This window comes from Pseudomonas sp. MWU13-2517 (assembly GCF_023242545.1).
Classification (GTDB): Bacteria; Pseudomonadota; Gammaproteobacteria; order Pseudomonadales; family Pseudomonadaceae; genus Aquipseudomonas.
On sequence record NZ_JALMFA010000003.1, the window covers coordinates 253,566 to 277,793 of the forward strand.

Annotated in this window: 23 protein-coding genes; 7 read left to right on the forward strand and 16 right to left on the reverse strand. The window is 60.1% G+C overall.

Translation table 11 applies throughout. The features are described 5' to 3' along the window. Positions 1–36 precede the first annotated feature (36 nt). Positions 37–2,259 carry a polyphosphate kinase 1 gene (gene ppk1, locus M5B97_RS06225; protein ID WP_248731010.1) on the reverse strand — a complete coding sequence of 741 codons (2,223 nt, stop codon included), beginning with the start codon at positions 2,257–2,259 and terminating at the stop codon, positions 37–39. A gap of 18 nt (positions 2,260–2,277) precedes the next feature. Continuing rightward, entirely contained in the window at positions 2,278–3,291 is a 1,014-nt protein-coding gene (gene hemB, locus M5B97_RS06230; RefSeq protein ID WP_248731011.1) for a porphobilinogen synthase, read from the reverse strand. 209 nt (positions 3,292–3,500) lie between these two features. Here hemB and M5B97_RS06235 point away from each other — a divergent pair, with 209 nt between their 5' ends. Then, complete coding sequence (locus M5B97_RS06235; protein ID WP_123716489.1) at positions 3,501–4,136, forward strand: DedA family protein; 636 nt, start codon at positions 3,501–3,503, stop codon at positions 4,134–4,136. On the opposite strand, the gene M5B97_RS06240 is transcribed toward M5B97_RS06235, so the two are convergent. Further along, positions 4,117–5,352, reverse strand: a complete 1,236-nt coding sequence (locus M5B97_RS06240) for a sterol desaturase family protein (RefSeq protein ID WP_248731012.1) — start codon at positions 5,350–5,352, stop codon at positions 4,117–4,119. The two genes, M5B97_RS06235 and M5B97_RS06240, sit on opposite strands and share 20 nt — an antisense overlap. 115 nt (positions 5,353–5,467) lie before the next feature. Here M5B97_RS06240 and elbB point away from each other — a divergent pair, with 115 nt between their 5' ends. Next, positions 5,468–6,133, forward strand: a complete 666-nt coding sequence (gene elbB / locus M5B97_RS06245) for an isoprenoid biosynthesis glyoxalase ElbB (RefSeq protein ID WP_248731013.1) — start codon at positions 5,468–5,470, stop codon at positions 6,131–6,133. Between the two features lie 159 nt (positions 6,134–6,292). Here the strand turns inward: elbB and M5B97_RS06250 are convergent, their stop codons facing one another. From M5B97_RS06250 to M5B97_RS06265, 4 genes are all read right to left on the reverse strand, one after another. Then, positions 6,293–8,188: an FTR1 family protein gene (locus M5B97_RS06250; protein ID WP_134659372.1), complete on the reverse strand. Its 1,896-nt coding sequence runs from the start codon at positions 8,186–8,188 to the stop codon at positions 6,293–6,295. 269 nt (positions 8,189–8,457) lie between these two features. Next, complete coding sequence (locus M5B97_RS06255; protein ID WP_248731014.1) at positions 8,458–9,090, reverse strand: LysE family transporter; 633 nt, start codon at positions 9,088–9,090, stop codon at positions 8,458–8,460. 70 nt (positions 9,091–9,160) lie between these two features. Beyond that, complete coding sequence (locus M5B97_RS06260; RefSeq protein WP_123716494.1) at positions 9,161–9,715, reverse strand: mechanosensitive ion channel family protein; 555 nt, start codon at positions 9,713–9,715, stop codon at positions 9,161–9,163. Then, on the reverse strand, positions 9,715–11,625 hold the full coding sequence (locus tag M5B97_RS06265; protein WP_134659376.1) for an ATP-binding cassette domain-containing protein: 1,911 nt from the start codon (positions 11,623–11,625) through the stop codon (positions 9,715–9,717). The genes M5B97_RS06260 and M5B97_RS06265 overlap by 1 nt, the downstream gene beginning before the upstream one ends. 50 nt (positions 11,626–11,675) lie before the next feature. On the opposite strand from M5B97_RS06265, the gene M5B97_RS06270 reads away from it, so the two are divergent. Continuing rightward, positions 11,676–12,140 (forward strand): TIGR02444 family protein, encoded by a 465-nt coding sequence (locus tag M5B97_RS06270; protein ID WP_248731015.1) that lies wholly within the window; start codon positions 11,676–11,678, stop codon positions 12,138–12,140. Here M5B97_RS06270 and M5B97_RS06275 read toward each other — a convergent pair. Further along, complete coding sequence (locus tag M5B97_RS06275) at positions 12,137–13,321, reverse strand: AlgP family protein (RefSeq protein ID WP_248731016.1); 1,185 nt, start codon at positions 13,319–13,321, stop codon at positions 12,137–12,139. The genes M5B97_RS06270 and M5B97_RS06275 overlap by 4 nt on opposite strands. A gap of 192 nt (positions 13,322–13,513) precedes the next feature. Between M5B97_RS06275 and M5B97_RS06280 the strand changes: the two genes are divergently transcribed. Continuing rightward, on the forward strand, positions 13,514–14,191 hold the full coding sequence (locus M5B97_RS06280; protein WP_248731017.1) for an FKBP-type peptidyl-prolyl cis-trans isomerase: 678 nt from the start codon (positions 13,514–13,516) through the stop codon (positions 14,189–14,191). 54 nt (positions 14,192–14,245) lie between these two features. On the opposite strand, the gene rsd is transcribed toward M5B97_RS06280, so the two are convergent. The 7 genes from rsd to M5B97_RS06315 all read right to left on the reverse strand — a co-directional run bounded on the left by rsd (position 14,246) and on the right by M5B97_RS06315 (position 20,644). Further along, the gene (gene rsd, locus M5B97_RS06285; RefSeq protein WP_123716499.1) at positions 14,246–14,704 is read right to left on the reverse strand and encodes a sigma D regulator; all 459 of its coding nucleotides are present in this window, start codon (positions 14,702–14,704) and stop codon (positions 14,246–14,248) included. A 208-nt stretch (positions 14,705–14,912) separates the two neighbouring features. Beyond that, positions 14,913–15,434, reverse strand: coding sequence for a disulfide bond formation protein B (locus M5B97_RS06290; protein ID WP_123716500.1), 522 nt, complete (start codon positions 15,432–15,434; stop codon positions 14,913–14,915). A 250-nt stretch (positions 15,435–15,684) separates the two neighbouring features. Continuing rightward, positions 15,685–16,926 carry a heme biosynthesis protein HemY gene (locus tag M5B97_RS06295; protein ID WP_248731018.1) on the reverse strand — a complete coding sequence of 414 codons (1,242 nt, stop codon included), beginning with the start codon at positions 16,924–16,926 and terminating at the stop codon, positions 15,685–15,687. 5 nt (positions 16,927–16,931) lie between these two features. Beyond that, the gene (locus M5B97_RS06300; RefSeq protein ID WP_248731019.1) at positions 16,932–18,044 is read right to left on the reverse strand and encodes a uroporphyrinogen-III C-methyltransferase; all 1,113 of its coding nucleotides are present in this window, start codon (positions 18,042–18,044) and stop codon (positions 16,932–16,934) included. An 18-nt stretch (positions 18,045–18,062) separates the two neighbouring features. After that, positions 18,063–18,821: a uroporphyrinogen-III synthase gene (locus M5B97_RS06305; RefSeq protein ID WP_248731020.1), complete on the reverse strand. Its 759-nt coding sequence runs from the start codon at positions 18,819–18,821 to the stop codon at positions 18,063–18,065. Continuing rightward, entirely contained in the window at positions 18,818–19,759 is a 942-nt protein-coding gene (gene hemC / locus M5B97_RS06310) for a hydroxymethylbilane synthase (RefSeq protein WP_134659386.1), read from the reverse strand. The genes M5B97_RS06305 and hemC overlap by 4 nt, the downstream gene beginning before the upstream one ends. A 138-nt stretch (positions 19,760–19,897) precedes the next feature. Next, complete coding sequence (locus M5B97_RS06315) at positions 19,898–20,644, reverse strand: LytTR family DNA-binding domain-containing protein (RefSeq protein WP_123716504.1); 747 nt, start codon at positions 20,642–20,644, stop codon at positions 19,898–19,900. A 502-nt stretch (positions 20,645–21,146) separates the two neighbouring features. On the opposite strand from M5B97_RS06315, the gene argH reads away from it, so the two are divergent. Continuing rightward, entirely contained in the window at positions 21,147–22,541 is a 1,395-nt protein-coding gene (argH, locus tag M5B97_RS06320) for an argininosuccinate lyase (protein WP_248731021.1), read from the forward strand. A 92-nt stretch (positions 22,542–22,633) separates the two neighbouring features. On the opposite strand, the gene M5B97_RS06325 is transcribed toward argH, so the two are convergent. Beyond that, on the reverse strand, positions 22,634–23,293 hold the full coding sequence (locus tag M5B97_RS06325) for a glutathione S-transferase (protein WP_123716506.1): 660 nt from the start codon (positions 23,291–23,293) through the stop codon (positions 22,634–22,636). A gap of 126 nt (positions 23,294–23,419) precedes the next feature. Here M5B97_RS06325 and M5B97_RS06330 point away from each other — a divergent pair, with 126 nt between their 5' ends. Both M5B97_RS06330 and M5B97_RS06335 read left to right on the forward strand, forming a co-directional pair. After that, a complete protein-coding gene (locus M5B97_RS06330) occupies positions 23,420–23,704 on the forward strand; it encodes a hypothetical protein (protein WP_123716507.1) in 285 nt (94 codons plus the stop codon). Between the two features lie 152 nt (positions 23,705–23,856). Beyond that, positions 23,857–24,108, forward strand: coding sequence for a TIGR02647 family protein (locus M5B97_RS06335; RefSeq protein WP_123716508.1), 252 nt, complete (start codon positions 23,857–23,859; stop codon positions 24,106–24,108). The last annotated feature ends 120 nt before the right edge of the window (positions 24,109–24,228 follow it).

Genomic DNA, 24,228 nt, shown 5'->3' on the forward strand with positions numbered 1-24,228 from the left:
AAGCCCCCTCTCACATTTTTGGGACAGTGTCGGGTTTTAGTTTACCGACAGAATCGGGCTGCCCAGCCTCTCCAGCAACGTCGCCTGCGCACTGCGCGGGTTCTGGTTGCCGGTTGGTGTGTTGCGCACGTAGCGGCCGTCCGATTGCAGGCTCCAGCTGTGGGTGTTGTCGGTGAGGTAGCTTTCCAGCTCCTTCTTGACCCGCATGATCAGCTTCTTGCCTTCCACCGGGAAGCACGTCTCTACACGCTTATCGAGGTTGCGCTCCATCCAGTCGGCACTGGAGAGGAACATCTGCTCCTCGCCACCGTTGAGGAAGTAGAACACTCGCGTGTGCTCCAGGAAGCGGCCAATGATCGAACGCACATGGATGTTATGCGAAACACCCACGATGCCCGGGCGCAGGCAGCACATGCCACGCACCACCAGGTCGATGCGCACGCCGGACTGACTGGCCTTGTACAGCGCACGGATGATCTTCGGATCGGTCAGCGAGTTGAATTTGGCGATGATGTGCGCCGGCTTGCCATCGAGGGCGAACTGGGTTTCCCGGGCAATCATGTCGAGCATGCCCTTCTTGAGCGTGAACGGCGCGTGCAGCAGCTTCTTCATGCGCAAGGTCTTGCCCATGCCGATCAACTGGCTGAATAACTTGCCGACGTCTTCACACAACGCATCGTCGGAAGTGAGCAGGCTGTAGTCGGTGTAGAGCTTGGCGTTGCCGGCGTGGTAGTTACCGGTACCCAAGTGCGCGTAACGGACGATCTCACCGGCTTCGCGGCGCAGGATCAGCATCATTTTGGCGTGGGTCTTGAAGCCGACCACGCCGTAGATCACCACCGCACCGGCCGCCTGCAGGCGGCTGGCCAGTTGCAGGTTGGACTCTTCGTCAAAGCGCGCGCGCAATTCGATCACGGCGGTGACCTCCTTGCCGTTACGTGCAGCATCGACCAATGCGTCAACGATTTCCGAGTTGGCGCCGGAACGGTACAGCGTCTGGCGCACAGCCAGCACGTGCGGGTCTTTGGCAGCCTGGCGCAACAAGTCGACCACCGGGGTGAAGGACTCGAACGGGTGCAGCAGCAGGATGTCCTGCTTGCTCACCACATTGAAAATGTTCTCGCTGTTTTGCAGCAGTTTCGGGATCTGCGGAGTGAACGGCGTGTATTGCAGCTCAGGGTGGCTGTCCAGGCCGGTAATGCTGAACAGGCGCGTCAGGTTCACTGGGCCATTGACCTGGTACAGCTCGGTCTCACTCAGGTTGAACTGCTTGAGCAAGTAGTCCGACAGGTGTTTCGGGCAGGTGTCGGCCACTTCCAGGCGCACCGCATCGCCGTAGCGCCGCGAGAACAGCTCACCGCGCAAGGCGCGGGCCAAGTCTTCGACGTCTTCGGAATCCAGCGCGAGGTCGGCGTTACGGGTCAGGCGGAACTGGTAGCAGCCCTTGACCTTCATGCCTTGAAACAGGTCATCGGCGTGGGCATGGATCATCGACGACAGGAATACATAGTTGTCGCCAGCCCCCCCCACCTCTTCCGGTACCTTGATGATCCGTGGCAGCAAGCGTGGCGCCGGGATAATCGCCAGGCCAGAATCGCGACCGAAAGCGTCGATGCCTTCGAGTTCCACGATGAAGTTCAGGCTTTTGTTCACCAGCAACGGGAACGGGTGCGTCGGGTCGAGACCGATAGGGGTGATGATCGGTGAAATCTCGTCGCGGAAGTAACGGCGCACCCACGTCTTGATCTTGGTGGTCCAGTGACGACGACGGATGAAGCGGACCTGATGTTTTTCCAATTCCGGCAGCAGGATGTCGTTGAGGATCGCGTACTGGCGATCCACATGGCCGTGTACCAGCTCGCTGATCCGCGCCAGGGCCTGATGCGGCTGCAACCCGTCGGCACCGGCTTGCTCACGGGCGAAGGTGATCTGCTTCTTGAGGCCGGCGACGCGAATTTCGAAGAACTCGTCCAGGTTGCTGGAGAAGATCAGCAGGAACTTGAGCCGCTCCAGCAGCGGGTAGGACTCATCCAGCGCCTGCTCCAGCACACGGATGTTGAATTGCAGCTGTGACAGCTCGCGGTGGATGTACAGGCTGCTGTCATCCAGGTTGGTTACCGCAGCGACCGGGGCCGCTACCGGTGGCTCGGTCACCGCGGCAGGCGGTGCTGGCTCAAGTTCCGGCGGCGTCTCGGTGACTTGTTCAACCACCGGATGAGCGTCTTTTACGGCAACTTCTGTAAGTCCTTCGGTATTCATCGAGTGTTCCTGTGAGGGCTATTGTTGCTCTCTAAGCAATTGGGCAGCGCGGGCGGCGAAGTAGGTCAGAATGCCATCGGCGCCGGCACGTTTAAAGGCTGTCAGGGATTCGAGGATCACCCCTTCACTCAACCAACCGTTCTGGATCGCGGCCATGTGCATGGCGTATTCACCGCTGACCTGGTACACAAAGGTCGGCACTTTGAATTCCTCTTTGACCCGGTAAAGGATGTCCAGGTAAGGCATCCCTGGCTTGACCATCACCATGTCGGCACCTTCAGCCAGGTCGGCCGCCACTTCGTGCAGGGCTTCATGGCTGTTGGCCGGGTCCATCTGGTACGAAGCCTTGTTGGCCTTGCCCAGGTTAAGGGCAGAGCCCACCGCATCGCGGAACGGGCCGTAGTAGGCGCTGGCGTATTTGGCCGAATAGGCCATGATCCGCACATTGACATGGCCGGCCAGTTCCAGAGCTTCACGAATCGCCTGGATGCGGCCATCCATCATGTCCGACGGCGCGACAACCTGGGCGCCTGCCGCTGCATGGGACAACGCCTGCTTGACCAACGCATCGACAGTAATGTCGTTCTGAACATAGCCTTCTTCGTCAAGAATGCCATCCTGCCCGTGGGTGGTGAACGGGTCCAGGGCCACGTCGGTGATCACACCCAACTGCGGGAAACGTTCGCGCAGGGCACGGGTGGCGCGCTGGGCAATCCCGTCCGGGTTCCAGGCTTCGGCAGCATCCAGGGACTTGAGTTCAGACGGGGTCACGGGGAACAGCGCCAACGCTGGAATCCCCAATTCAACCCAATGGGCTGCTTCTTCAAGCAGCAAATCAATGGTCAAGCGCTCCACACCCGGCATCGACGCCACCGCCTCCCGACGATTTTCCCCGCCAAGCACAAAGACCGGCAGGATCAGATCATTCGTCGTCAGTACATTTTCACGCACCAGGCGGCGGGAAAAATCATCACGACGATTGCGACGCAGACGGGTGGCGGGAAACAGGCGATGGGCAGGGGTAAAGCTCACGACAGACTCCTGAGCCCGCGTTTACGGGCGAGCGTTGCAGTTATAAGCGGCCATTATGACGAAGGAATGACAGTTGTGCTTATCGATGCGACCTGTAGTCGCATTCGTCGTTTATGTAGGATTTGTTCACTTCGTGACACATCTCGATACTTTCATGAATGTTCACGAAGGCGTAGGCTGCGCGTTCATTTCGCCAGCACCCCCAGACCATGCTTCAACAATTTCTGCATGACTTCGGCTACTTTGCGCTCTTCCTGGGCACCTTCTTCGAAGGCGAGACCATTCTGGTTCTCGCAGGCTTCCTGGCTTTTCGTGGATACATGGATATCAACCTGGTGATGGTCGTTGCCTTTTTCGGCAGCTACGCCGGCGACCAGCTTTGGTATTACATGGGCCGCAAGCACGGTCGCAAGCTGTTGGCGCGCAAGCCGCGCTGGCAATTGATGGGCGACAAGGCCCTGGAGCATATCCGCAAACATCCGGATATCTGGGTGCTGAGCTTTCGCTTCGTCTACGGGTTGCGCACGGTAATGCCCGTGGCGATCGGCCTTTCCGGTTACCCGCCGCTGCGCTACCTGCTCCTCAACGGTATTGGGGCCGCTATCTGGGCGGTGGCCCTGGGCGCTGCGGCGTATCACTTCGGCGCGGTGCTGGAGGGCATGCTGGGCAGCATCAAGAAATACGAGCTGTGGGTATTGGGCGCGTTGTTGGTATTGGGCTTCGGCCTGTGGTTGCGTCGTCGGATCAAAAACGCGCGCATCGCCCGCGAGGCCTGCGCCGAGGCCAAGGCCCGGCTCGCGGCCGAGCAGGCCCCTGTCGAGACGCCTAAGACACCAGTCGAGTAACCGGGCCTCTGCAGCAGTAGAGGCCAATCACGCTGAGCAGGCTGTAGCTCAGCAGGCCCAGCCAGCCCAGGTTGCTGGCCGGCCATAACCCGACAGCCGGCGCCAGCCATACCAGCGGTACATTCAGCACCAAGCGTGAGAGCTCGGCCTTCAGCGCCCACGGGCGATTCTCCAGGGCCACGCCCAAGGTAAAGAGCCCCAACGCCATGGCCCCCCACCCCAGAATCAACGCCGCCGTGGGCAACCCCTCGCCGAAATTCATCAAATAACTGCCAAACCCTACATACGCGGCAAATTGCAGGGCGATATAGACCTGCTGCCGCGCGTCCAACGGTACTTCGAATTTGCGGAACTGGCTCAGGTCATGTTTGGCCAGCGGATACTTGGCTTTCACATCCGCAGGACGCCAGCCGGTGCGCATGAACCAAATTCGCAGCTTGTCCCACCAGCGCTCGGTACGCCGCGCATCACTCCACAGCTGTGCATAAAACTGCAGGTTGGCCCAGAGCGGGTTCCAACTGGCCAGGGGCGTGGTAACCCCAAAGATCACCGGCTCGTTATCGTCCTCCTCTTGGAAAGAGCCGAACAGCCGGTCCCAAATAATGAACACGCCGCCGTAATTGCGATCCATGTAGAGCGCGTTCTGTGCATGGTGGGCGCGATGATTGGATGGCGTGACGAAGAACCACTCGAACCAGCCGAGCTTGGGCACATGACGGGTGTGCACCCAGAATTGGTACAGCAGGTTGAGCGACGCCACGCTGATAAACACCACCAGCGGCACACCCAGTACAGCCAGGGGCAGATAGAAGATCCAGCTCAACAGAAAGCCGGTACTGGTCTGACGCAGTGCGGTGGTGAGGTTGTAGTCCTCGCTCTGATGGTGCACCGAGTGCGCGGCCCACAGGATATTGCGCTCATGCCCCATACGGTGGAGCCAGTAGTAGCAGAAGTCGTAGAACACGAAGGCGAACACCCAGGTCCACACGCTGTGGGCCGAGAGTTCGATCAACGCCAGGTGCTCAAGGGCGAAGGCGTACGTCAGCAACCCTACGCCCTTGGTCAGAAGCCCCGTGGTAGTAGACAACACACCGGTGCTGAGGCTGTTGATGGCGTCCGCCACGCGATAGTTGCGCGCGCCACGCCAGCGGTCGGCGAGCAGCTCGATCACGATCAAGGCGATGAAGAACGGTACCGCGTAAGGCACGAAGTCCATGGGCTAGTCCGATGTTTTTTGTTACATCAAGATTAGGTGTAGCGGCAGGAGATCCCATTGGCAACAGGTGACAAATTAGTAGACATTTAACGCCACGAAATAGGGAGAAATACTCATGAGCAAAAAGATCGCAGTGATCCTTTCCGGCTGTGGCGTATACGACGGCGCAGAAATCCACGAAAGCGTGATCACCCTGCTGCGTCTCGACCAGCGTGGCGCTCAGGTTCAATGTTTTGCCCCGGATATAGCGCAACGGCATGTGATCAACCACCTCACTGGCGAAGAGATGCCCGAGTCACGCAATGTGCTGGTGGAGTCGGCCCGCATCGCCCGTGGCGAGGTGAAGGACATACGCGAGGCGAGCGTCGACGACTTTGACGCGCTGATTGTGCCGGGCGGATTTGGCGCAGCCAAGAACCTGTCGGACTTTGCCGTGGAAGGCGCCGCTTGCACCGTCAACCCGCAGTTGCTGGAACTGGCGGAAGCCTTTGCAGAAGCCGGAAAACCAGTCGGCCTGATCTGCATCTCCCCTGCCCTGGCCGCCAAGATCTACGGCCCCGGCGTGACCTGCACCATCGGCAATTGCCCTGACACGGCAGCGGCCCTGGACAAGATGGGCGCCACCCACCAGGAATGCTCGGTGGAAGATATCGTTGAGGACAAGGCACGCAAGCTGGTGAGCACGCCGGCCTATATGCTCGGCAAACGCATCAGTGAAGTCGCTTCTGGCATCAACAAGCTGGTGGACCGGGTGTTGGAGCTTACCCACGAGAACGATTGATCGGGCCGTCGGGCACCTACGTTGGGGCGCGCGGGCTTATTCCACGCCGGCTAGCAAGCCGCCCCCAACCCAGCAATCGCGTTTTAGCTGAATCACCGCGCTGGCTGGATCAGGGCGGCTTCGCTACCCCGGCGCGGGGCAAGCCCGCTCATTGCAGCGTCAGGCAACCACTCGACGCTTTTCCGCCAGGCGACTACGGCCATACAGCACCATAATCGCCAGAATCGCCACGGCCTGCGCACTCAGCGAGTACGCATCGGCATGAATGCCCAACCAGTCGAAGTCAAAAAACGCCACCGGCCGGGTGCCGAAGATGCCCGCTTCCTGCAAAGCCTTCACACCATGCCCGGCGAATACCACCGACAGCGCGCACAATAGTGCCGCATTGATGCCAAAAAACAGCGCCAATGGCAGCTTCGCCGAGCCGCGCAAGATCACCCAGGCCAAGCCCACCAGCAGCACCAGCGCCGTGGCACCGCCGGCCAACACGGCGTTGTGCCCGGCCGGGCCTGCTTGCAACCACAAGGTTTCGTAGAACAGGATCACTTCGAACAGCTCGCGATAGACCGAGAAGAAAGCCAGCACGGCAAAACCAAAACGCCCACCGCCGCCCACCAGGCTGCTCTTGATGTAATCCTGCCAGGCGGCCGCGTGGCGGCGGTCATGCATCCACACGCCCAGCCACAACACCATCACACTGGCGAACAATGCCGTGCAGCCTTCAAGCAATTCGCGCTGGGCGCCGCTCACGTCAATCACATACGCCGCCAAGGCCCAGGTGCCCAGGCCGGCCAATAACGCCAAGCCCCAACCGACGTTGACGCTGCGCACGGCCGATTGCTGACCGGTGTTGCGCAGGAATGCAAGGATCGCCGCCAGTACCAGGATCGCCTCCAGGCCTTCGCGCAACAGGATCAGCAAGCCCGAGATGTAACTCAGTGACCAGCTCAGGCCGTCACCGCCCAACAGGCCGGCAGATTCGCTGAGTTTGCCCTTGGCCACATCCAGGCGTTGCTGCACCTGCTCGATCGGCAAACCATCCTGCAGCGACTGTCGATAGGCCATCAACGCCTTTTCGGTGTCCTTGCGCACGTTGGCGTCGACGTTATCCAGGGAGCTTTCCACCAGCTCGAAACCCTCCAGGTAAGCCGCTACCGAAAGGTCGTAGGCCTGCTCGTGCTCACCGTTGCGGAACGCGACGAGACTCTTGTCCAGGGTGGCGGCGGTGTAGTCGAGCAACTGCGCCGGGCCACGCTTGACCTGCGGCGGTTGCGCGCGCTGGGCGCGGAAGGTTGCGGCGACAGTCGGGCCGTCTGCAGCCAGCACTTCATTGGGGGTCTGGCGAGCCAGGTCGGCAAGGTTGAACACTTGCTCGCTTTTGGCGGCGGCCGGGTCGGCGGTGAAACCTGCGATGTAGGTGGCCAGGTCCCAGCGCTGACGGTCGTCCAATTGATCGGCAAAGGACGGCATGTCAGTGCCTTCAACGCCCAGGCCGAGGGTGTTGTAGATCGCGTAGAGGCTCAGGCGGTCCAGACGCGCGGCATCGCGCAGGTTGGCGGGTGGCGGGGTCATGCCCGTGCTGGCAGGCCCATCACCGGCACCGGCAGTGCCGTGGCACACCGAACAATGCTGGGCATATAGCGGTGCGCCGCGGGTCGGGTCGGGTGTAATGGCCGGTGCCTGGCTGACTTCATAAGCCACCGCCAGTTTGGCGCCCAGTTGACGAGCCTGATGGGCGACCGCCACACCGTCTTCATGGGCGGTAACCGCCGCCAGCAATTCATCGACGCCTTTGATCAACTCCGCGCGTTCAGGCCGTTCCGGCAACTGCGCTACCAAGCCTTGCAGTACCCCCAGAAACTCAACCTGTTCGCGGAATTCCGAGTCATCAACCACCTTGCCGGCCTCCACCGTCGGAGGGTAGTCGGCACCAATATAGTCCAGCAGATGCAGGGCTTGGGGGGCGCCCTCGGCAGTCGCGGCCAGCAGATTGAAACTGCACGACATCAGCGCCGGCAACATCAACCAGGCGAGAAAACGGAAGGGGGCAATCATGAATGAATCTCAAAGGTAAATACGAAGTAACACATTGTTGTGCTTTAGAGGGTTTGACTCAAGGCGTAAGTGACTTGATGTGTTGAGGGCGGGGGTTTAAAGCGAGGTGGTTGTTTTCTGGAATACTGCACAGGATCAAGAAGCGCAGGTGAAATAATCGTGCTGGGATAAAGCCCCGAAGGTATTGCGCCGAGTTTCAACGCTACAGGCAATAGCAACCGCATGTGGGAGGGTTTGCTCCCTCCCACATTTTTAATTGGCTTCGTCGATTACGCCGTTGCGCGGTGCAGGCTGGCCAGGAAACCCGCCGCGCCCACGAACAACCCGGCAAACGTCCGGTTCATGCGTTTTTGCTGTTTCGGCGTACGCAACAGGCGCAGGACTTTCGACGCCAGCCCCGTGTAACCGGCCATCACGATCATATCGACGCTGATCATCGTCGCGCCCAGGATCAGGTACTGGACCAGCAACGGTGCTTGCGGGTTCACGAACTGTGGCAGTACCGCCAGCATGAACACCAGCGCCTTGGGGTTGCTGGCGTTGACCAGGAACCCCCGGAACATCATCGCCAACGGCTTGCCGATCGGGCGCACTGCCGCGTCATCGGTCATGTCCATGGGCAAGGCGCGCCATTGCTTGATCGCCAGGTACACCAGGTACGCCACGCCAAACCATTTGATGGCGTAAAACGCTGTGGAAGACGTCGCCAGAATGGCACCCAGGCCCCCCGCGACCACGGCGATCTGCATCGCCAGGCCAATTTGCAGGCCCAGGGCATTCCAGTAGCCACGTAAAAAGCCGTATTGCAGGCCGCTGGACATCGAGGCAATGGCACCTGCGCCAGGGGAAAGGGAAATGATCCAACTGGCCAGGAAAAAGGCCAGCCATGTATCGAATGCCATTACACACCTCGTTGCAAATTCGTCGTAAGCGCTAAGCTAACTCCGACCACCGAAGGCTGGCTATAAATTTCTATGCAGGCGTGTTCCAGCGTCGCACCGAGCGCTGGAAGAACAAACTGTTGGGCACCTGCACTATCGCGCCGTGAGTTCCTGCTTCTTCCAACTCGATCAGCGTGGTGTAGAGCAGGTTGATCGCCACCACACGTCCCTTCACGCCCGGCTTGTCGAGGGTGTCCACCAGCTCGACGATGTCACCCAGGCGGAAGGGCCCGACGGTGAAAATCAAGATCGCGCACAGCAGGTTGGACAGTACCGACCACATGGCAAAAAACGCCACGGCGGCGACCGCGACAAACCCCGACAGCGCCGTCCACAACACCGTGGCGGAGACACCCAGGCGACCCAACACGAAGATCAGCGCGCTGCCCATGATCAGCCAACGCAGACCACCGCGCAGGGGCATCAGCAGTTGCGGCGGGAATGGGTAGCGCTCACCCAGACGGGTGAGCCCTTTGGCCACAAAGCGTTGAGCGAGGTAGCCGGCCAACAGGATCAGCAGGATCTGCACGCCAATCCACACCGGCTCGACCCACTGCGCCGGCAGCGGCAATTGCAGCGCTTCCATCAGGACAGTGCCTCCAGCTCCGCTTGCAAGGTTTCCAGCAGTTCGAGGGCTTCCATCCAGGCTTCTTCCAACTGCCCTTCACGCACCTTGAGCTTGGCCTGTTCGGCCAGCAGGTCACGCAGCTCGTCCTTGCGTGCGGCCTCATACACGGCGCTGTCGCCCAGGCTGGCCTCGATACTGGCCAGGCGCTCGTGCACCTTGCCCAGTTCAGCTTCCAGCTTGTCGGCTTCACGCTTGTGCGGCGCCAACTGTTGCCGCAGTGCGGCGGCAGCCTGGCGCTGGGCCTTCTTGTCGGTCTTGTCCGGGTTGACGGGCGTGTTGCTGGCCGGGGCGTTACGCAGACGGTAGTCCGTCAGCCAGCGGGCGTAGTCGTCCAGGTCGCCATCGAACTCTTCAACCTTGCCGTCAGCTACCAGCAGGAAGTTGTCGGTAGTGCTCTTGAGCAAATGACGATCGTGAGACACCACCAGTACCGCACCGCTGAACTCCTGCAAGGCCATGGTCAACGCCAGGCGCATTTCAAGGTCCAGGTGGTTGGTAGGTTCGTCGAGCAGCAACAGGTTGGGGCGGTCCCAGGCGATCAACGCCAGGGCCAGGCGGGCTTTTTCGCCGCCGGAGAAGTTCAGCACCGGCTCGTCGATGCGCGCACCGCGGAAGTCGAATCCCCCGAGGAAATCGCGCAAGGTCTGCTCGCGCTCGGTTGGCGCCAGGCGTTGCAGGTGCAGCAAAGGGCTGGCCTTGGCGTCCAGGGAGTCCAGTTGATGCTGGGCAAAGTAGCCCACCACGGTGTTTTCGCCGCGGGTCAGGCGACCCGACAAAGGCGACAGCTCCCCGGACAGGTTCTTGATCAGCGTCGACTTGCCCGCGCCGTTGGGGCCGAGCAAACCGATGCGGGCACCGGGAGTGAGCTGCAGCTTGACCTTCTCCAGGATGGTTTTGTCGCCATAACCCAGGCGGGCATCCGAGAGGTCCAGCAGCGGGCTCGAAATCTTCACCGACTCGCGGAACACGAAATCGAACGGCGAATCGACGTGGGCCGCCGACAGCTCTTCCATGCGCTCCAGGGCTTTGATCCGGCTCTGGGCCTGGCGGGCCTTGGTGGCCTGGGCCTTGAACCGGGCGATATAGCTTTCCATGTGCGCACGCTGCGCCTGCTGCTTCTCGTAGGCCTGCTGCTGCTGGGCCAGACGTTCGGCACGCGCACGTTCGAACGCGGTGTAGCCGCCACGGTAGAGGGTGATTTTCTTCTGTTCGACGTGGGCGATGTTATCGACCACGGAGTCGAGGAAGTCCCGGTCGTGGGAAATCAGCAACAAGGTGCCCTGATAACTCTTGAGGAAATCCTCCAGCCACAGGATCGCATCGAGGTCCAAGTGGTTGGTCGGTTCGTCGAGCAGCAACAGATCCGAAGGGCACATCAGCGCCTGGGCCAGGTTCAGGCGCATGCGCCAGCCACCGGAGAAGTCGGCAACCGGGCGGTCCATCTGTTCGTTGGTAAAACCGAGGCCGGCGAGCATCTTGCGAGCGCGAGCGTCGGCGGTGTAACCGTCGGCACTGTCGAGTTCCGCGTGGAGGCGGGCCTGGGCGGCGCCGTCCTGGGCTTTCTCGGCCTCGGCCAGGTCGTGTTGCACCTGGCGCAGACGCAGGTCGCCATCGAGCACGTAGTCGATCGCAATGCGGTCCAGGGTGTCGACCTCCTGGCGCATATGGGCGATGCGCCAGTCGGCCGGCAGCAGACAGTCCCCGGAATCAGGGGTCAGCTCACCCAGCAACAGGGCGAACAACGTGGATTTTCCGGCGCCGTTGGCACCGATCAGGCCGGCTTTGTGACCGGCGTGCAGGGTCAGCTCGGCGTCTTCGAGAAGACGTTGCGGGCCACGCTGTAATGTTAGGCTTTGAAGTCGGATCATAATGGCGGCGGAGTCTACCAGCTTCGTTGACCGCTGGCTTGGGTGTGAATATGTGCGCTGACCTGTGGAGCTTTGCCCTTTCGACTTACGCCCGCCCGGGCGTCGAAGCCGCTTGCCTGCGCTTGCAGGAGCAGGGAGCGGATGTGTGCCTGTTGCTCTGTGGGGCATGGCTGGAGCAGCGGGGGGTGGCCGTGCGCACCGAGCGAATTGAGGCTCTGAAACAAATCGCCGGACCTTGGCAGACACAAGTGGTTAAACCGTTGCGGCAGATGCGCGTGCAATGGCGAGCGTTGTCGCAACAGGATGAACCGTTGGCGTCGTTACGCGAGCGGGTCAAAGCCCTGGAACTGGAGGCGGAACGCGAGCTGCTGGCACGCCTGGAAGCGTTGTCACAGGAGTGGCCGACGGAGATGGGAGCAGGTCACCAGCCATGGCTGGAAAGACTGGCGGCTGAGGATACCGCCAATCTTGACCACGACGCGCTGCAACTGCGCGCCGTGGTCACCAGCACTTAGGAAGCGCTGGTTGGAGTGGTGCTTGGCGCTGCCGGTGCAGGAGTGCTGCTGGCCGAAGCGGAGGGGGAGGCAGACGTTGCCGGGGCAGCAGCAGGTGTTGCTGGCTTGACCGGTGCGGGTGTTGCGGCGGCAGGTTTGGCAGCTGGCTTAGCGGCTGGTTTTGCAGCAGCAGGTTTGGCGGCTGGCTTAGCGGCTGGTTTCGCAGCAGCAGGTTTGGCAGCTGGCTTGGCCGCTGGTTTTGCAGCAGCAGGTTTGGCGGCTGGCTTAGCGGCTGGTTTTGCAGCAGCAGTTTTAGCAGCTGGCTTGGCCGCTGGTTTTGCAGCAGCAGTTTTGGCAACTGGCTTGACCGCTGGTTTTGCAGCAGCAGTTTTGGCAGCTGGCTTAGCGGCTGGTTTTGCAGCAGCAGTTTTAGCAACTGGCTTGGCCGCTGGTTTTGTAGCAGCAGTTTTAGCAACTGGCTTGGCCGCTGGTTTTGCAGCAGCAGTTTTGGCAGCTGGCTTGGCCGCTGGTTTCGCAGCAGCAGTTTTGGCAACTGGCTTAGCGGCTGGTTTTGCAGCAGCAGTTTTAGCAGCTGGCTTGGCCGCTGGTTTCGCAGCAGCAGTTTTGGCAACTGGCTTAGCGGCTGGTTTTGCAGCAGCAGTTTTGGCAGCTGGCTTGGCCGCTGGTTTTGCAGCAGCAGTTTTGGTCACTGGCTTGGCTACCGCTTTAGCAGGTGCTTTAGTGGCAACCGCTTTGCTCGCCGGCTTTTTCGCCGTGCTCGCTGCAACCGCTTTTGCAGGGGTACGAGCGCCCAGTGCTTTAGCGACGGCTTCCTTCACACGACCAACGCCCTGAGCCAATTTCAGGCTTTCCTGAGCATCTTTTTTGAGTTGGGAAATATAGGTGCGGGTTTCAGCCTGGCGATCCTTGAGGGCGTCGAGCAAGTCCTCGAGTTCTTTGACAGCGTCTTTGGCTTTGGCTTGAGCCTTGGCCTTGCCGGCAGTCGCGGCGTCTTGCAGTTTGGTGCGGGATTTGTGCAGTTTTTCTTGCGCTTTACCGCGTTGTTTTTCCAGCTTGGCGAGCAGTTTTTCTGCATCGGCCAAGGCTTGGGAACACGCGCTTTCCAGATGTTCGAGCAGGCTGCCCGAAAGTTGTTGGAGTAAGTGCAACGGGGTATTTACAGGCTTCTGTTTGGCCGACATGGTTTACCTCCTGGCTGACGTGGGTGCGGCTCATACTAGCCCTCTGCTCTTACCGCCGCTAGGGCATGTTGACAGTATCATTTGCCTTGCGTTGCAACGTGAGAAAATTCTTATCGATATAACGAAAAACCACGGCACTTTTTACCCACTCACACTGGCATAATCCGTCGCACTTTCGCCGGGAGAATGCCCATGTCGCGTTACCTTTTTCTAGTGCTTGGCTTGGGGATTTGCATGGCCAATGCGAGCGAGCAGCCCTCCTCCAAAACCATCGCGCCCGACCCGCACGATCTCGCGTACAGCCTGGGTGCAAGCCTCGGCGAACGTCTGCGCCAGGAAGTCCCCGACCTGCAGATCCAGGCGCTCGTCGACGGCCTCAAGCAAGCCTATCAAGGCAAACCGCTGGCGCTGGATAACACGCGCATCGAACAGATCCTCGCCCAGCATGAAGCGCAGAGCACGGCCGACGCCCAAGCTCCGCAAAGCGAAAAAGCACTCGCCACCGAACAGCAATTTCTGACTCGGGAAAAAGCAGCCAAGGGCGTACGCGAGTTGGCGGATGGCATCCTCCTCACCGAGTTGGTACCGGGCACGGGTAACAAACCGTCAGCCACTGATGAGGTGCAGGTGAAATATGTAGGGCGGCTGCCCGATGGAACGGTGTTCGATCAAAGCACACAGCCGCAGTGGTTCCGTCTGGACAGTGTGATCAGTGGCTGGAGTTCTGCACTGCAACAGATGCCGGTAGGCGCGAAATGGCGCTTGGTAATTCCATCTGCACAGGCTTATGGCGCAGACGGCGCCGGTGAGTTGATTCCACCATATACACCGTTGGTATTCGAGATCGAATTGCTCGGTACTCGCCGCTGACCCAATAAAAAACGGTGCGCCATGCGCACCGTTTTCTGTACTGCTATCGAGGGGTCAGGCCTGGGTAGCAGGTTCTTGCATGTGAGCGTTGTGCAGCACTTCGATCAGGCAGTCTTCCAGCTCAAAACGCTCATGCAACAGCGCGCCCAACTCTTTGAATTTTGCCGCAACACATTTACCGGCATCACACAGGTCGGTGAACGCCAGCAGGCTCTCGGTAATGGCATCAATACGCGGGTAGATCGTCTCCGCCAGCTCCAGACCACGCTGATCATCAAAGGCTTGCGCCTCCTTGGTCAGTTGCTCGTAGACGCCAAAATGGCCGGCAGACACGTAGTCCACCAATACACCGCAGAAGTCTTGCAACGGTTCGCGGTTCTCAGCCAGTGCTTCGGGCTTGGCACCGAGAGCATCAAAGGCCCGAACCAGTTCGTGACGTGCCTTCAGCCAGCTGTCGATCAGCTTGTGCACCCCACCCCAGCGTTCCTGAGCATTCTGACAACTTTCCAGCATGATGATCTCTCTTCCCTATAGGGGCGCTGCTGCCTTGTGCCCATGCAACATTCAAGGATAAAGCAGCAGCCGGACAAGGCCGCGTCCGATAAACAGATTTGATAACGCGTGCGGGCCAGATTATGCCCGCATGACTATGGCTTCAAGGTACGCAGGAGAGAAAGTTCATACAAGTGTTTAATCCCGTCCTACAACCCGAACCCCATATTCATGGCAGCGCAATGCGCAAACGTTGGCTGAACAACAACCGTGAAAACTGCATGAATCCCAAAACAAGCATCGCTGAAAAGAACAATAAGCTCCATTCGGGAAGGCTCAGGTCGAACAGCGTCCAGTTGATCTCAACGCAATCGACGGTGCCGTTGAAGACCGACCGTACCGCCTGCCAAAAGGAAAGGTTTTCAATCATGTACTGAAGGCTCGGCCAGCAATTCTGAATCTGGTCCGATGGCGCGTTCTGCAGCAATACCTGGCGCACGGCGGTGATGGCGCCGAAACACGCACACCCCATGCTCGCCAGTCCGTACAGGTAAAGGCCGGAGCGCCCCGGGTTATGAAGGGCCGCGATCAAGCTGATCAGTGCATAGATGGCGAGAAACAACCGTTGTACCTGGCACAGGAAGCAAGGCTGTAACAGCGCGCCATATTCCAGGTAGAAAGACGCGCCCAACGTCAGCGCACCAACCATGAACGCCAGGAAAAACATAGAGCGTAAAGGGGCCAAAGACATTGTTTATCCGTACCGCGAGAGATAGGACGCTACGGTAGAGGAAAGGCCCGACCCCTTTCAATACGTCCCAGAGCAGACAATTCCGCGAAACCGTAGGGATATCCCGTAAGAACCTGGAGGAAACCCCACAATTACACGTAGGAATTGAACAGCAAGACATTTGCAGCGGGGGTTTGCGCAGAGTTCAGGGTTGAGCGTTCAGGGCTGGCTGTCAGATAGCTCCACGCCAACCCTTCACCTTTTTCTAACGTCAAACCCGCGCAGGTACGGGCAATGGAGAGGCCAGGAGGCGGTTGTCGAGCAACCCCAGGCCTTCCTGAAACAGTTGGTTACTGCGCTCGGTATCACCCAATTGGGCCAGCAGACGGGCCAGCTCGGCACATGCCTCAGGGTTACGCTGCACCTGCAGGCTGCTTTCCAGATAGTCACGCGCCTTGCCCCACAAACTGTTTTGCAGGCATAGGCGTCCCAGCGTCAGCAGCAGGCTGGCATCATCCGTATGATCCTTAAGCCAGCTTTCGGCAAACTTCAGCTGACGGGCCGGGTCACTGCCGCGCAATAACCCATAAAGGCGAATAAGGTGACTGTCGTAGCCACGCTTGATCGCACCGCGCAGCACTTCTTCGGCTTTGGCGTCAGCGCCCAGTCGACGCAGTTGGTCGGCGTAAGCCAACACCAGTTGCGGTTCCTGACGCTGGGCGGAAGTCAGCTGCTCCCAGGCCCGCTCAAGCGACTGCAAGCCGGCTTCGCCCCGCTCTTCACGCTGGGCCGCCACACCCAGGTTTTCACCCCAGGCGCGACGCTCCAATTCAGCCAGTTCGCTGGCGGGAAGCACCTTGTCCTTACGCAGCTCCGGTAACAAGCGAATTACCGACGACCAATCGCCTCGCTGCTGATGCAGGCGCTGCAACTGGCGCAATACCTGCGCGTTATGGGGGTGACGCTCATGCATTGCCTGCAACGTGACCAGGGCGCCGTCAGTATCGCCACGGTCCATCTGCAATTGCGCATGGCTCAAGGCAATGGCAAGTTCCGCCTGAGGCTGGCGCTCCAAGGCACGTTCCAGCAAACCGTCGGCCTCTTCGTAACGCCCCTGCTCATTGGCCGCACGTGCTGCGCCAAGGTAATACAGCAATGGTTGGCGCTCCGCCTCGGCGGCGCGATACAGATGGCGCTCGGCGCTGGCCCAGCGGCCCTCGGCAAGGTCCATCTGGCCCTGTTCGATCGCAATCTGTACACGGCGACTGCGATTGCGCCGCGACCATGGGTTGACCACGCCCCCGGAGGTGGTGACCAGGCTCCATAAAACACGGATCAGGTAGATCGCCAGGCCGATGGCAAACACCGCCACCAGCGTGGCCCACAAGCTCGATTCGTAATGCAGCACATGGGGATAGGTAATCAGCACGTAGCCGGTGTGTTTCGAAATGCCCACGGCCAATGCCAGAGCGATTGCAATCGCCAGCACCAGGATCACATAGAAACGCTTCATCGACTCTACTCCTGGGTCGCCGGCGTGCCCGCCGACGCCTTGGCTTCATCGGCAGACAGATGACGGCGCTCAAGGTACGCCTGCACCGCCGCGAGGCTTGCGGCCAGGTCCGGCGTCACCACCGACACAGCCTTGGGCTCCAGTTCGGCAATACGCGCCAGCATCGCTTTGCTCTGCGGGTTGTCCTGGTTGAAATTGTCCTGCAGCACGCTGCGCGCTTCGCCCAGGGAGCGGCTGTACACCGCAGCCTCACCGTTGAGCGCCGCCCATTGGGCTTGCTCAAGAGCCAGACTCAGGGCCAGACGCACCTGGTTCAAGCCTTGGCCAGCCAGCAGCGGGCGAATGTTGTCGTCAGGGTTGAAGTCGATGCGGAAGTAGCGGGAAATCTGCTCCCACCATTGACTCAAGCGGTTTTCCGTATCGGTGGTCGGGCGCCCCTGGGAGGCCGGCTCGGTGAGCTGGTACTCCGGTGCGACAGCCGCCAGCTGTACGATCTGGTCACGCAGCGCTGCCAATCGCAGATAGAGCCCGGTGCGGTCTGGCTGCTCGGTACTACGCAGTGCGGCAAGGCTCTTGGCCAGTTGCTCGCGGGCGGCGAAGGAACCGGGATCGCTCTGTTCGCGAAGAATTTCGTCGGCACCCTGGACCAGTGACTGAGCACTGTTGATGTCCTGCAGGGCGGACAAACGCAAACTGGCCAGACGGATCAGGTGCTCGGCTTCGGCCAGGCGCCAATCCTTGCGACTGGCGCCCAGCACCGTCTCCAGACGCTGGCTCAAACGCTGCTGATCACCTTGTAACTGAGCCACCAGGCGGCGACGTTCCTCCAGCTCGTCAGCACTGGGCAATTGTGCCAGACGCGCCGCCAGCTGTTGCTGGCTCTGCTTGAAGGATTGGGACTGGTCGTCGAGGGTCTGCACCTGGCTCAACTGCTGCTGGTTGCTGGCCTGCAGGCTACGGACCTGCCAGATCCCCCAGCCGCCGGCGGCAACACCCGCGGCGCCAAGCAGCAAGGCGACGATTGCCAGGCCATTGCCACGGCGCGGCGCGGTGACCGGTGCAACCTGCGCATCGAGCGCGGGCTGAGCTTCATCTTTAGGCAAGGCTGTTTCGCTCACGTATCCGTCCTTTGCGTATCAGAGAGTGGGAACGGAATGGCTCCGTAACGCCACTAACAAAGCCGCGGCACTCGCGCCACGACAATCCACAACTTTTTCTGCACCTGCGGCCCGCGCCATCTCATAGACTCGCGGGCTGGGTACGAACAATGGCAGCCGTGCCACCTGTGGCCAATCCGGCCCGGCCAGGGCTTGCAGGTGCAAAAAACCCTGCCCACTGCTGACCACCACGCCGTTCAAGCGTTCCAACTGGATGCGCTGCATCAGCACCCCAGCGTCATAAGCCGGCAAGAAACGGCGGTACAACTCCAGATAGTCGACACTAGCACCTTGTTCGCGCAAACGCTCAGCCAGCAGCTCTCGGCCGCCTTCACCTCGCAGGATCAGTACACGGGCATCCGGGCCTGCGACAGCCTCGCGCAAGGTGGGCATTGCAAGCAAGGCCTCACTGTCGTCGCCGGTGTGCGGATATTGAACGTTCAGGCCGTGATCGGCCAGTACCTGTGAGGTGGCGGCGCCGACGCTGAACCAGGGCAATTGCGGCCAGGCACGATCGAGTTGCTGCAAGGCGAGACGCGCGGCAGGCTTGCTTACCACAATCACCGCGCAATAACGGCCCAGGCCCCTGAAAACAGCCTGTTGCTCAGCCGTGACCGGCAGCGCTTCGATATCCAGCAAAGGCAGGCTGCTGCTGAAAACGCCGGCCTCGGACAATGACGCCGCCAGCGCCATCGACTCTTCAGCAGGCCGCGTCAGCAGCACACGCCACTGGGTCACTGCGGGCCCGCCTCACCGTAGACTTTTTGCAAAATGGCGCCGGCGCCCTTGGCCAACAGTTCCTCGGCCACCTGGATGCCCAAGGTTGTGGCGTCACGCTGTGGCCCACGCGCTTGAGCGGTGAGCAACGTACCGCCGTCGGGGTCGCCTACCAAGCCACGCAACCAAAGGTTTTCACCTTCCAGAACCGCGTAACAGGCAATGGGCACTTGGCAACCACCGTTGAGGTGCTTGTTCAGGGCGCGCTCAGCCGTGACACGGACTTCCGTATCAGGATGATCAAGGGGTTTGAGCAGGGTGTGAATTTCACTGTCGGCAGTACGGCATTCGATACCTACGGCACCCTGCCCGCCTGCGGGCAAGCTGTCTTCGATACTGATCGCCGAAGTGATGCGATCTTCGAAGCCCAGCCGGATCAAACCGGCAGCTGCGAGGATGATTGCGTCATACTCACCGGCATCCAGCTTGGCCAGACGGGTGTTGACGTTGCCGCGCAAGAAGCGGATTTGCAGGTCCGGACGACGGGTCAACAACTGCGCCTGACGACGCAGGCTGGAGGTGCCCACGATACTGCCCAACGGCAATTCGTCCAGGGACTTGAAGGTATTGGAAACAAACGCATCACGCGGGTCTTCGCGCTCGCAGATGCAATACAGGCCCAGGCCTTCGGGGAAGTCCATAGGCACGTCTTTCATTGAGTGCACGGCGATGTCGGCTTCATTTTCCAGCAGCGCCGTTTCCAATTCCTTGACGAACAAACCCTTGCCGCCGATCTTCGACAGTGGCGAATCCAGCAGCTTGTCGCCGCGACTGACCATGGGCACCAGGGTCACCTTGAGACCCGGATGGGCCTGTTCAAGGCGTGCTTTGACGTATTCGGCCTGCCACAAGGCCAAGGCGCTTTTACGGGTGGCGATGCGGATTTCGCGAGAGGACATGGATCAATCCGTACTGAATAGATACGGCAGATAATAACAGCTCAGGCAGACACGCTTTGATTTGAATCAGCAAGTGCGGGGCCTCCCTGGCCGCATCGCACCGGGATCGGAATTGAAAACCTCGCCGCAGCCCCTGGGCTAAAGCTGCTGCATCATCTTGCGCACGCCAGCGACATGGCGTCGGCTGACGATCAAGGCATCACCGTTAAGCCCTTTCAAAAACAGCTGAAAGTGCCCAAGGGGTGTGCGCTGCAGGCGCTCTATCCGCTCACGGGCCACCAACGCGTTGCGGTGGATACGCACGAAGCGGTCGCCGAACTCATCCTCTAGGGCCTTGAGGGGCTCATCAAGCAACACTTCGCCCGTCTCGTGCCGCAGGGTCACGTACTTGTGATCGGCAATAAAGTAGACCACCTGGCCCAAGGGAATCAGCTCGATGCCCTTACGGGTCCGCGCACTGATATGGCTGCGAGGGCCGTTGCCACTTTGGGCAGCGGGCAGGGTCAGGGCACCGAGTTGGACGCGATTCGGGCGCTCGGCCTTTTTCAGGGCCTTGAGCAAGGCTTCGGCAGTCACCGGCTTGACCACGAAACTGACGCCACTGGCTTCAAGCGTCTGCGCGGCGAACTCCTCTTGAGCGGCGCACAACACCACCGCGGGTGGCGACTCGCGCTCGCTCAATCGCGCGGCGACTTGCAGGCCATCCAGGCCCGGCATACGGATATCGAGTAACACCACATCCGGCTTGAGGCTGTCGATCAGCGTCAACGCCTCCTCGCCGTTGGTGGCGCTCGGTTCAAGGACGGTATATCCCTCGAGCTCACTGACCAGACGGCTCAGTCGTTCGCGGGCTTGGGGTTCGTCATCAACGATCAGGACATTCATATTGCGCTGGATTCCTGCGTGAGTCTCGCACAAGGATAACGTAGACAGGTGCGGTGACTTGCGTCACAGCGATCCACGCTAAGACTAGCGCGAGCGGCAAAAAGTGCCCCAAGAGTGGCACTCATATTTACCCGGACCTGTTCAATTGCGCCCAAGACCGGCCGCCTTAGGGCATCGTCGTAGGGTTTACTGATACACAATCCGAATACCCCCCTTTTTAATGGATAGTCCGGGCTTCGACCGCATCACCCGACTTTGGTGCATTCACGCTCTATCAGTGCAACTGTAGACGCTCACTGAGACCACATTGCTCAATCGTCAAATATCGTTTCAATAAACATCTGGCTCCAGTCTCTTCCCGGACGCGTTCGGCGGCAAGGCACTTAGCCATCCTTTGTACAAATAAAAATGCCGACCACCCGCAGCACCGCCTCCACAAGCAACCCTGTTATTATCGCCGGCACACCTCCATGCCTCTTTTAAGCAGATCACGAGCGAATCCATGAGCACCGACAAGACCAACCAGTCCTGGGGCGGCCGCTTCAGTGAACCCGTCGACGCCTTCGTCGCCCGCTTCACCGCCTCCGTCACCTTCGACCAGCGCCTGTACCGCCACGACATCATGGGCTCGATCGCCCACGCCACGATGCTGGCCAAGGTCGGCGTACTGACCGAGGCCGAGCGCGACAGCATCATCGACGGCCTGACCACCATTCGCGGTGAGATCGAAGCCGGTACGTTCGACTGGCGCGTCGACCTGGAAGACGTGCACATGAATATCGAAGCGCGCCTCACCGATCGTATCGGTGTGACCGGCAAGAAACTGCACACCGGTCGCAGCCGTAACGACCAAGTGGCCACCGATATCCGTCTGTGGCTGCGCGACGAAATCGACCTGATCCTCTCCGAGATCACCCGCCTGCAAAAAGGGTTGCTGGAACAGGCCGAGCGCGAATCGGACACGATCATGCCCGGCTTCACCCACCTGCAGACCGCGCAGCCCGTGACCTTCGGCCACCACCTGCTGGCCTGGTTCGAAATGCTCAGCCGCGACTACGAGCGCCTGGTGGATTGCCGCAAACGCGCCAACCGCATGCCTCTGGGCAGCGCCGCACTGGCGGGCACCACTTACCCGATCGATCGTGAATACACCGCACAGCTGCTGGGTTTTGACGCCGTGGGCGGCAACTCCCTGGACGGCGTGTCGGACCGTGACTTTGCCATCGAATTCTGCGCCGCAGCCAGCATCGCGATGATGCACCTGTCGCGGTTCTCCGAAGAGCTGGTGCTCTGGACCAGCGCGCAATTTCAGTTCATCGACCTGCCAGACCGTTTCTGCACCGGCAGCTCGATCATGCCGCAAAAGAAAAACCCCGACGTGCCTGAGCTGGTGCGTGGCAAGAGCGGTCGCGTGTTCGGCGCGCTGATGGGCCTGCTGACCCTGATGAAAGGTCAGCCACTGGCCTACAACAAGGACAATCAGGAAGACAAGGAGCCGCTGTTCGACGCCGCCGACACCCTGCGCGACTCGCTGCGCGCCTTTGCCGACATGATCCCGGCGATCAAGCCCAAGCAAGCGATCATGCGTGAAGCGGCCCTGCGCGGGTTCTCCACCGCAACCGACCTGGCTGACTATCTGGTGCGCCGTGGCCTGCCGTTCCGTGACTGCCATGAAATCGTCGGGCATGCCGTGAAATACGGCGTGGACACCGGCAAAGACCTGGCGGAAATGAGCCTGGAAGAGCTGCGCCAGTTCAGCGACCAGATCGAGCAGGACGTGTTTGCCGTGTTGACCCTGGAAGGCTCGGTCAACGCCCGCAACCACGTGGGCGGCACTGCGCCGGCACAGGTCAAGGCAGCCGTCGCGCGCGGTCAGGCCCTGCTCGCCAGCCGCTGATCCAGGCTACCGGGAAACAGGGCTTGCTCGGATGACCCAAAAAATGTGGGAGGGGGCTTGCCTCCTCCCATGTTGAACTCCGGCAGTTCTGACTATTTCTTGGCGGCGATCATCGCCAAAAACCCCGGCATTGCCGCTTCCCTGTCCGCCGCCACTTTCTGAGCATTGGGCATAGCGTGCAGTCGCTCCAGCAGTGCTTTGGCCTGCGCATAACCTTCAAGAAAATCCATACCGAACAGCTTTTCGCCCACCGCACAGGCAAGATTCACGCTGTACATAAAATACAGATCGGCAATCGTAAAGCTCTCACCCGCCACATAAGGTGCAAACTTGCCGTGCCGCCCCAGCGACCCGATCCCCAACAGCAGCTCGGCCTTGGATTTTTCCTTGATTGCCTCCGGCACCGGCATACCAAAAAAGGCCTCGGCGAAACACGCGCGGGCCGGTAACTCGATATACAGTTCAATCTCCCGACACAAAGCCAACACCTGGGCGCGCTGAAACGGCTCGCCCGGCAACAGTGACGGGCCTTCCTGGGTTTGCTCGATATATTCAAGGATCACACTGGTCTCGTTGATGAAACCCTGCTTCACACCCAGCACCGGCACCTTGCCACGCGGGCTTACAGCCAGCGCCTCTGGGGTCTGCCCTGCGAAAAACAGCACTTCCTCGAACGGCAGCCCTTTCTCCATCAGCGCCAGTTTGACCATGTTGTAGTAGTTACTGACCGAAAATCCGTAAAGCTTGAGCATTGGGTATGCCTCCAGGCCGGGTGTGGGGTTGGCTGCATCTGTTATAGATCGTCGACCTCGGCCTGGCCAGCAGCATCACCTGCCTGAATGGGCGTAGACTGGCGCCCTTTCATTGAGGAACCCGCCATGAGCGAGCCGACCGATATCGACAACGACGAAGAAGAGTTCACCGAAAGTACCCTGACCCAGGCGATCGAAAACCAGATCGAAAGCGACAACCCGCCTGCCGCCAAGGCCACCTTCAACAAGCTGACACTGGTGGGTTACGAACGTGAGGACATTCTGAATCTCATGGCCCATGTATTGGCCGTAGAAATCGACAAGATGCTCGAGGAAGACCGCGCATTCGATACCCAATGGTATGAAACCGCCCTGCGAGCCCTGCCCGAGCTACCGCCGGAAAACGAGTGAGCCCGGGATTGTCCGTGGCAGGGAAGCTGGCTTCCCTGCCACAAACCTGCGCCATATCAAGACTCAAGAGTTTGTGACTGGACAGCCCGGCAAAGTGCGTTCACCTTATGCCCTGCTAGCCTCTAATAAATTTTAGAAAGTCTGGAGTCCTTATGTCGTATACCCCTGAGTTGGTTGCCGAACTGGAAATCCTTGCACTCTTCAACCTGGGCAGCTCCCAGGAAGGTCTTAAAGTCCACCAGACCGCCGCTCCCACTGCCATCGCCGCCGCCAAGCGCCTGTTTGAAAAAGAACTGATCACCCAGCCTGACGGTGGCTACCTGACCAGCCTTGGCCGGGACGCAGCGCAACACACCCAAGATCTGCTGACAATCCTGAACACGACCAAAAAAGAAGCCGCTTAAAACTTGATGACGCCCATGGAATCCGTCGCTTGCGGATTCCATGGGCGTAGCTGTGGACGTCACAAAATTCTGGCGCCAAAAGCTTTTCCCTCTAAACCTCCTACGCTTCTGGCTGTAAAC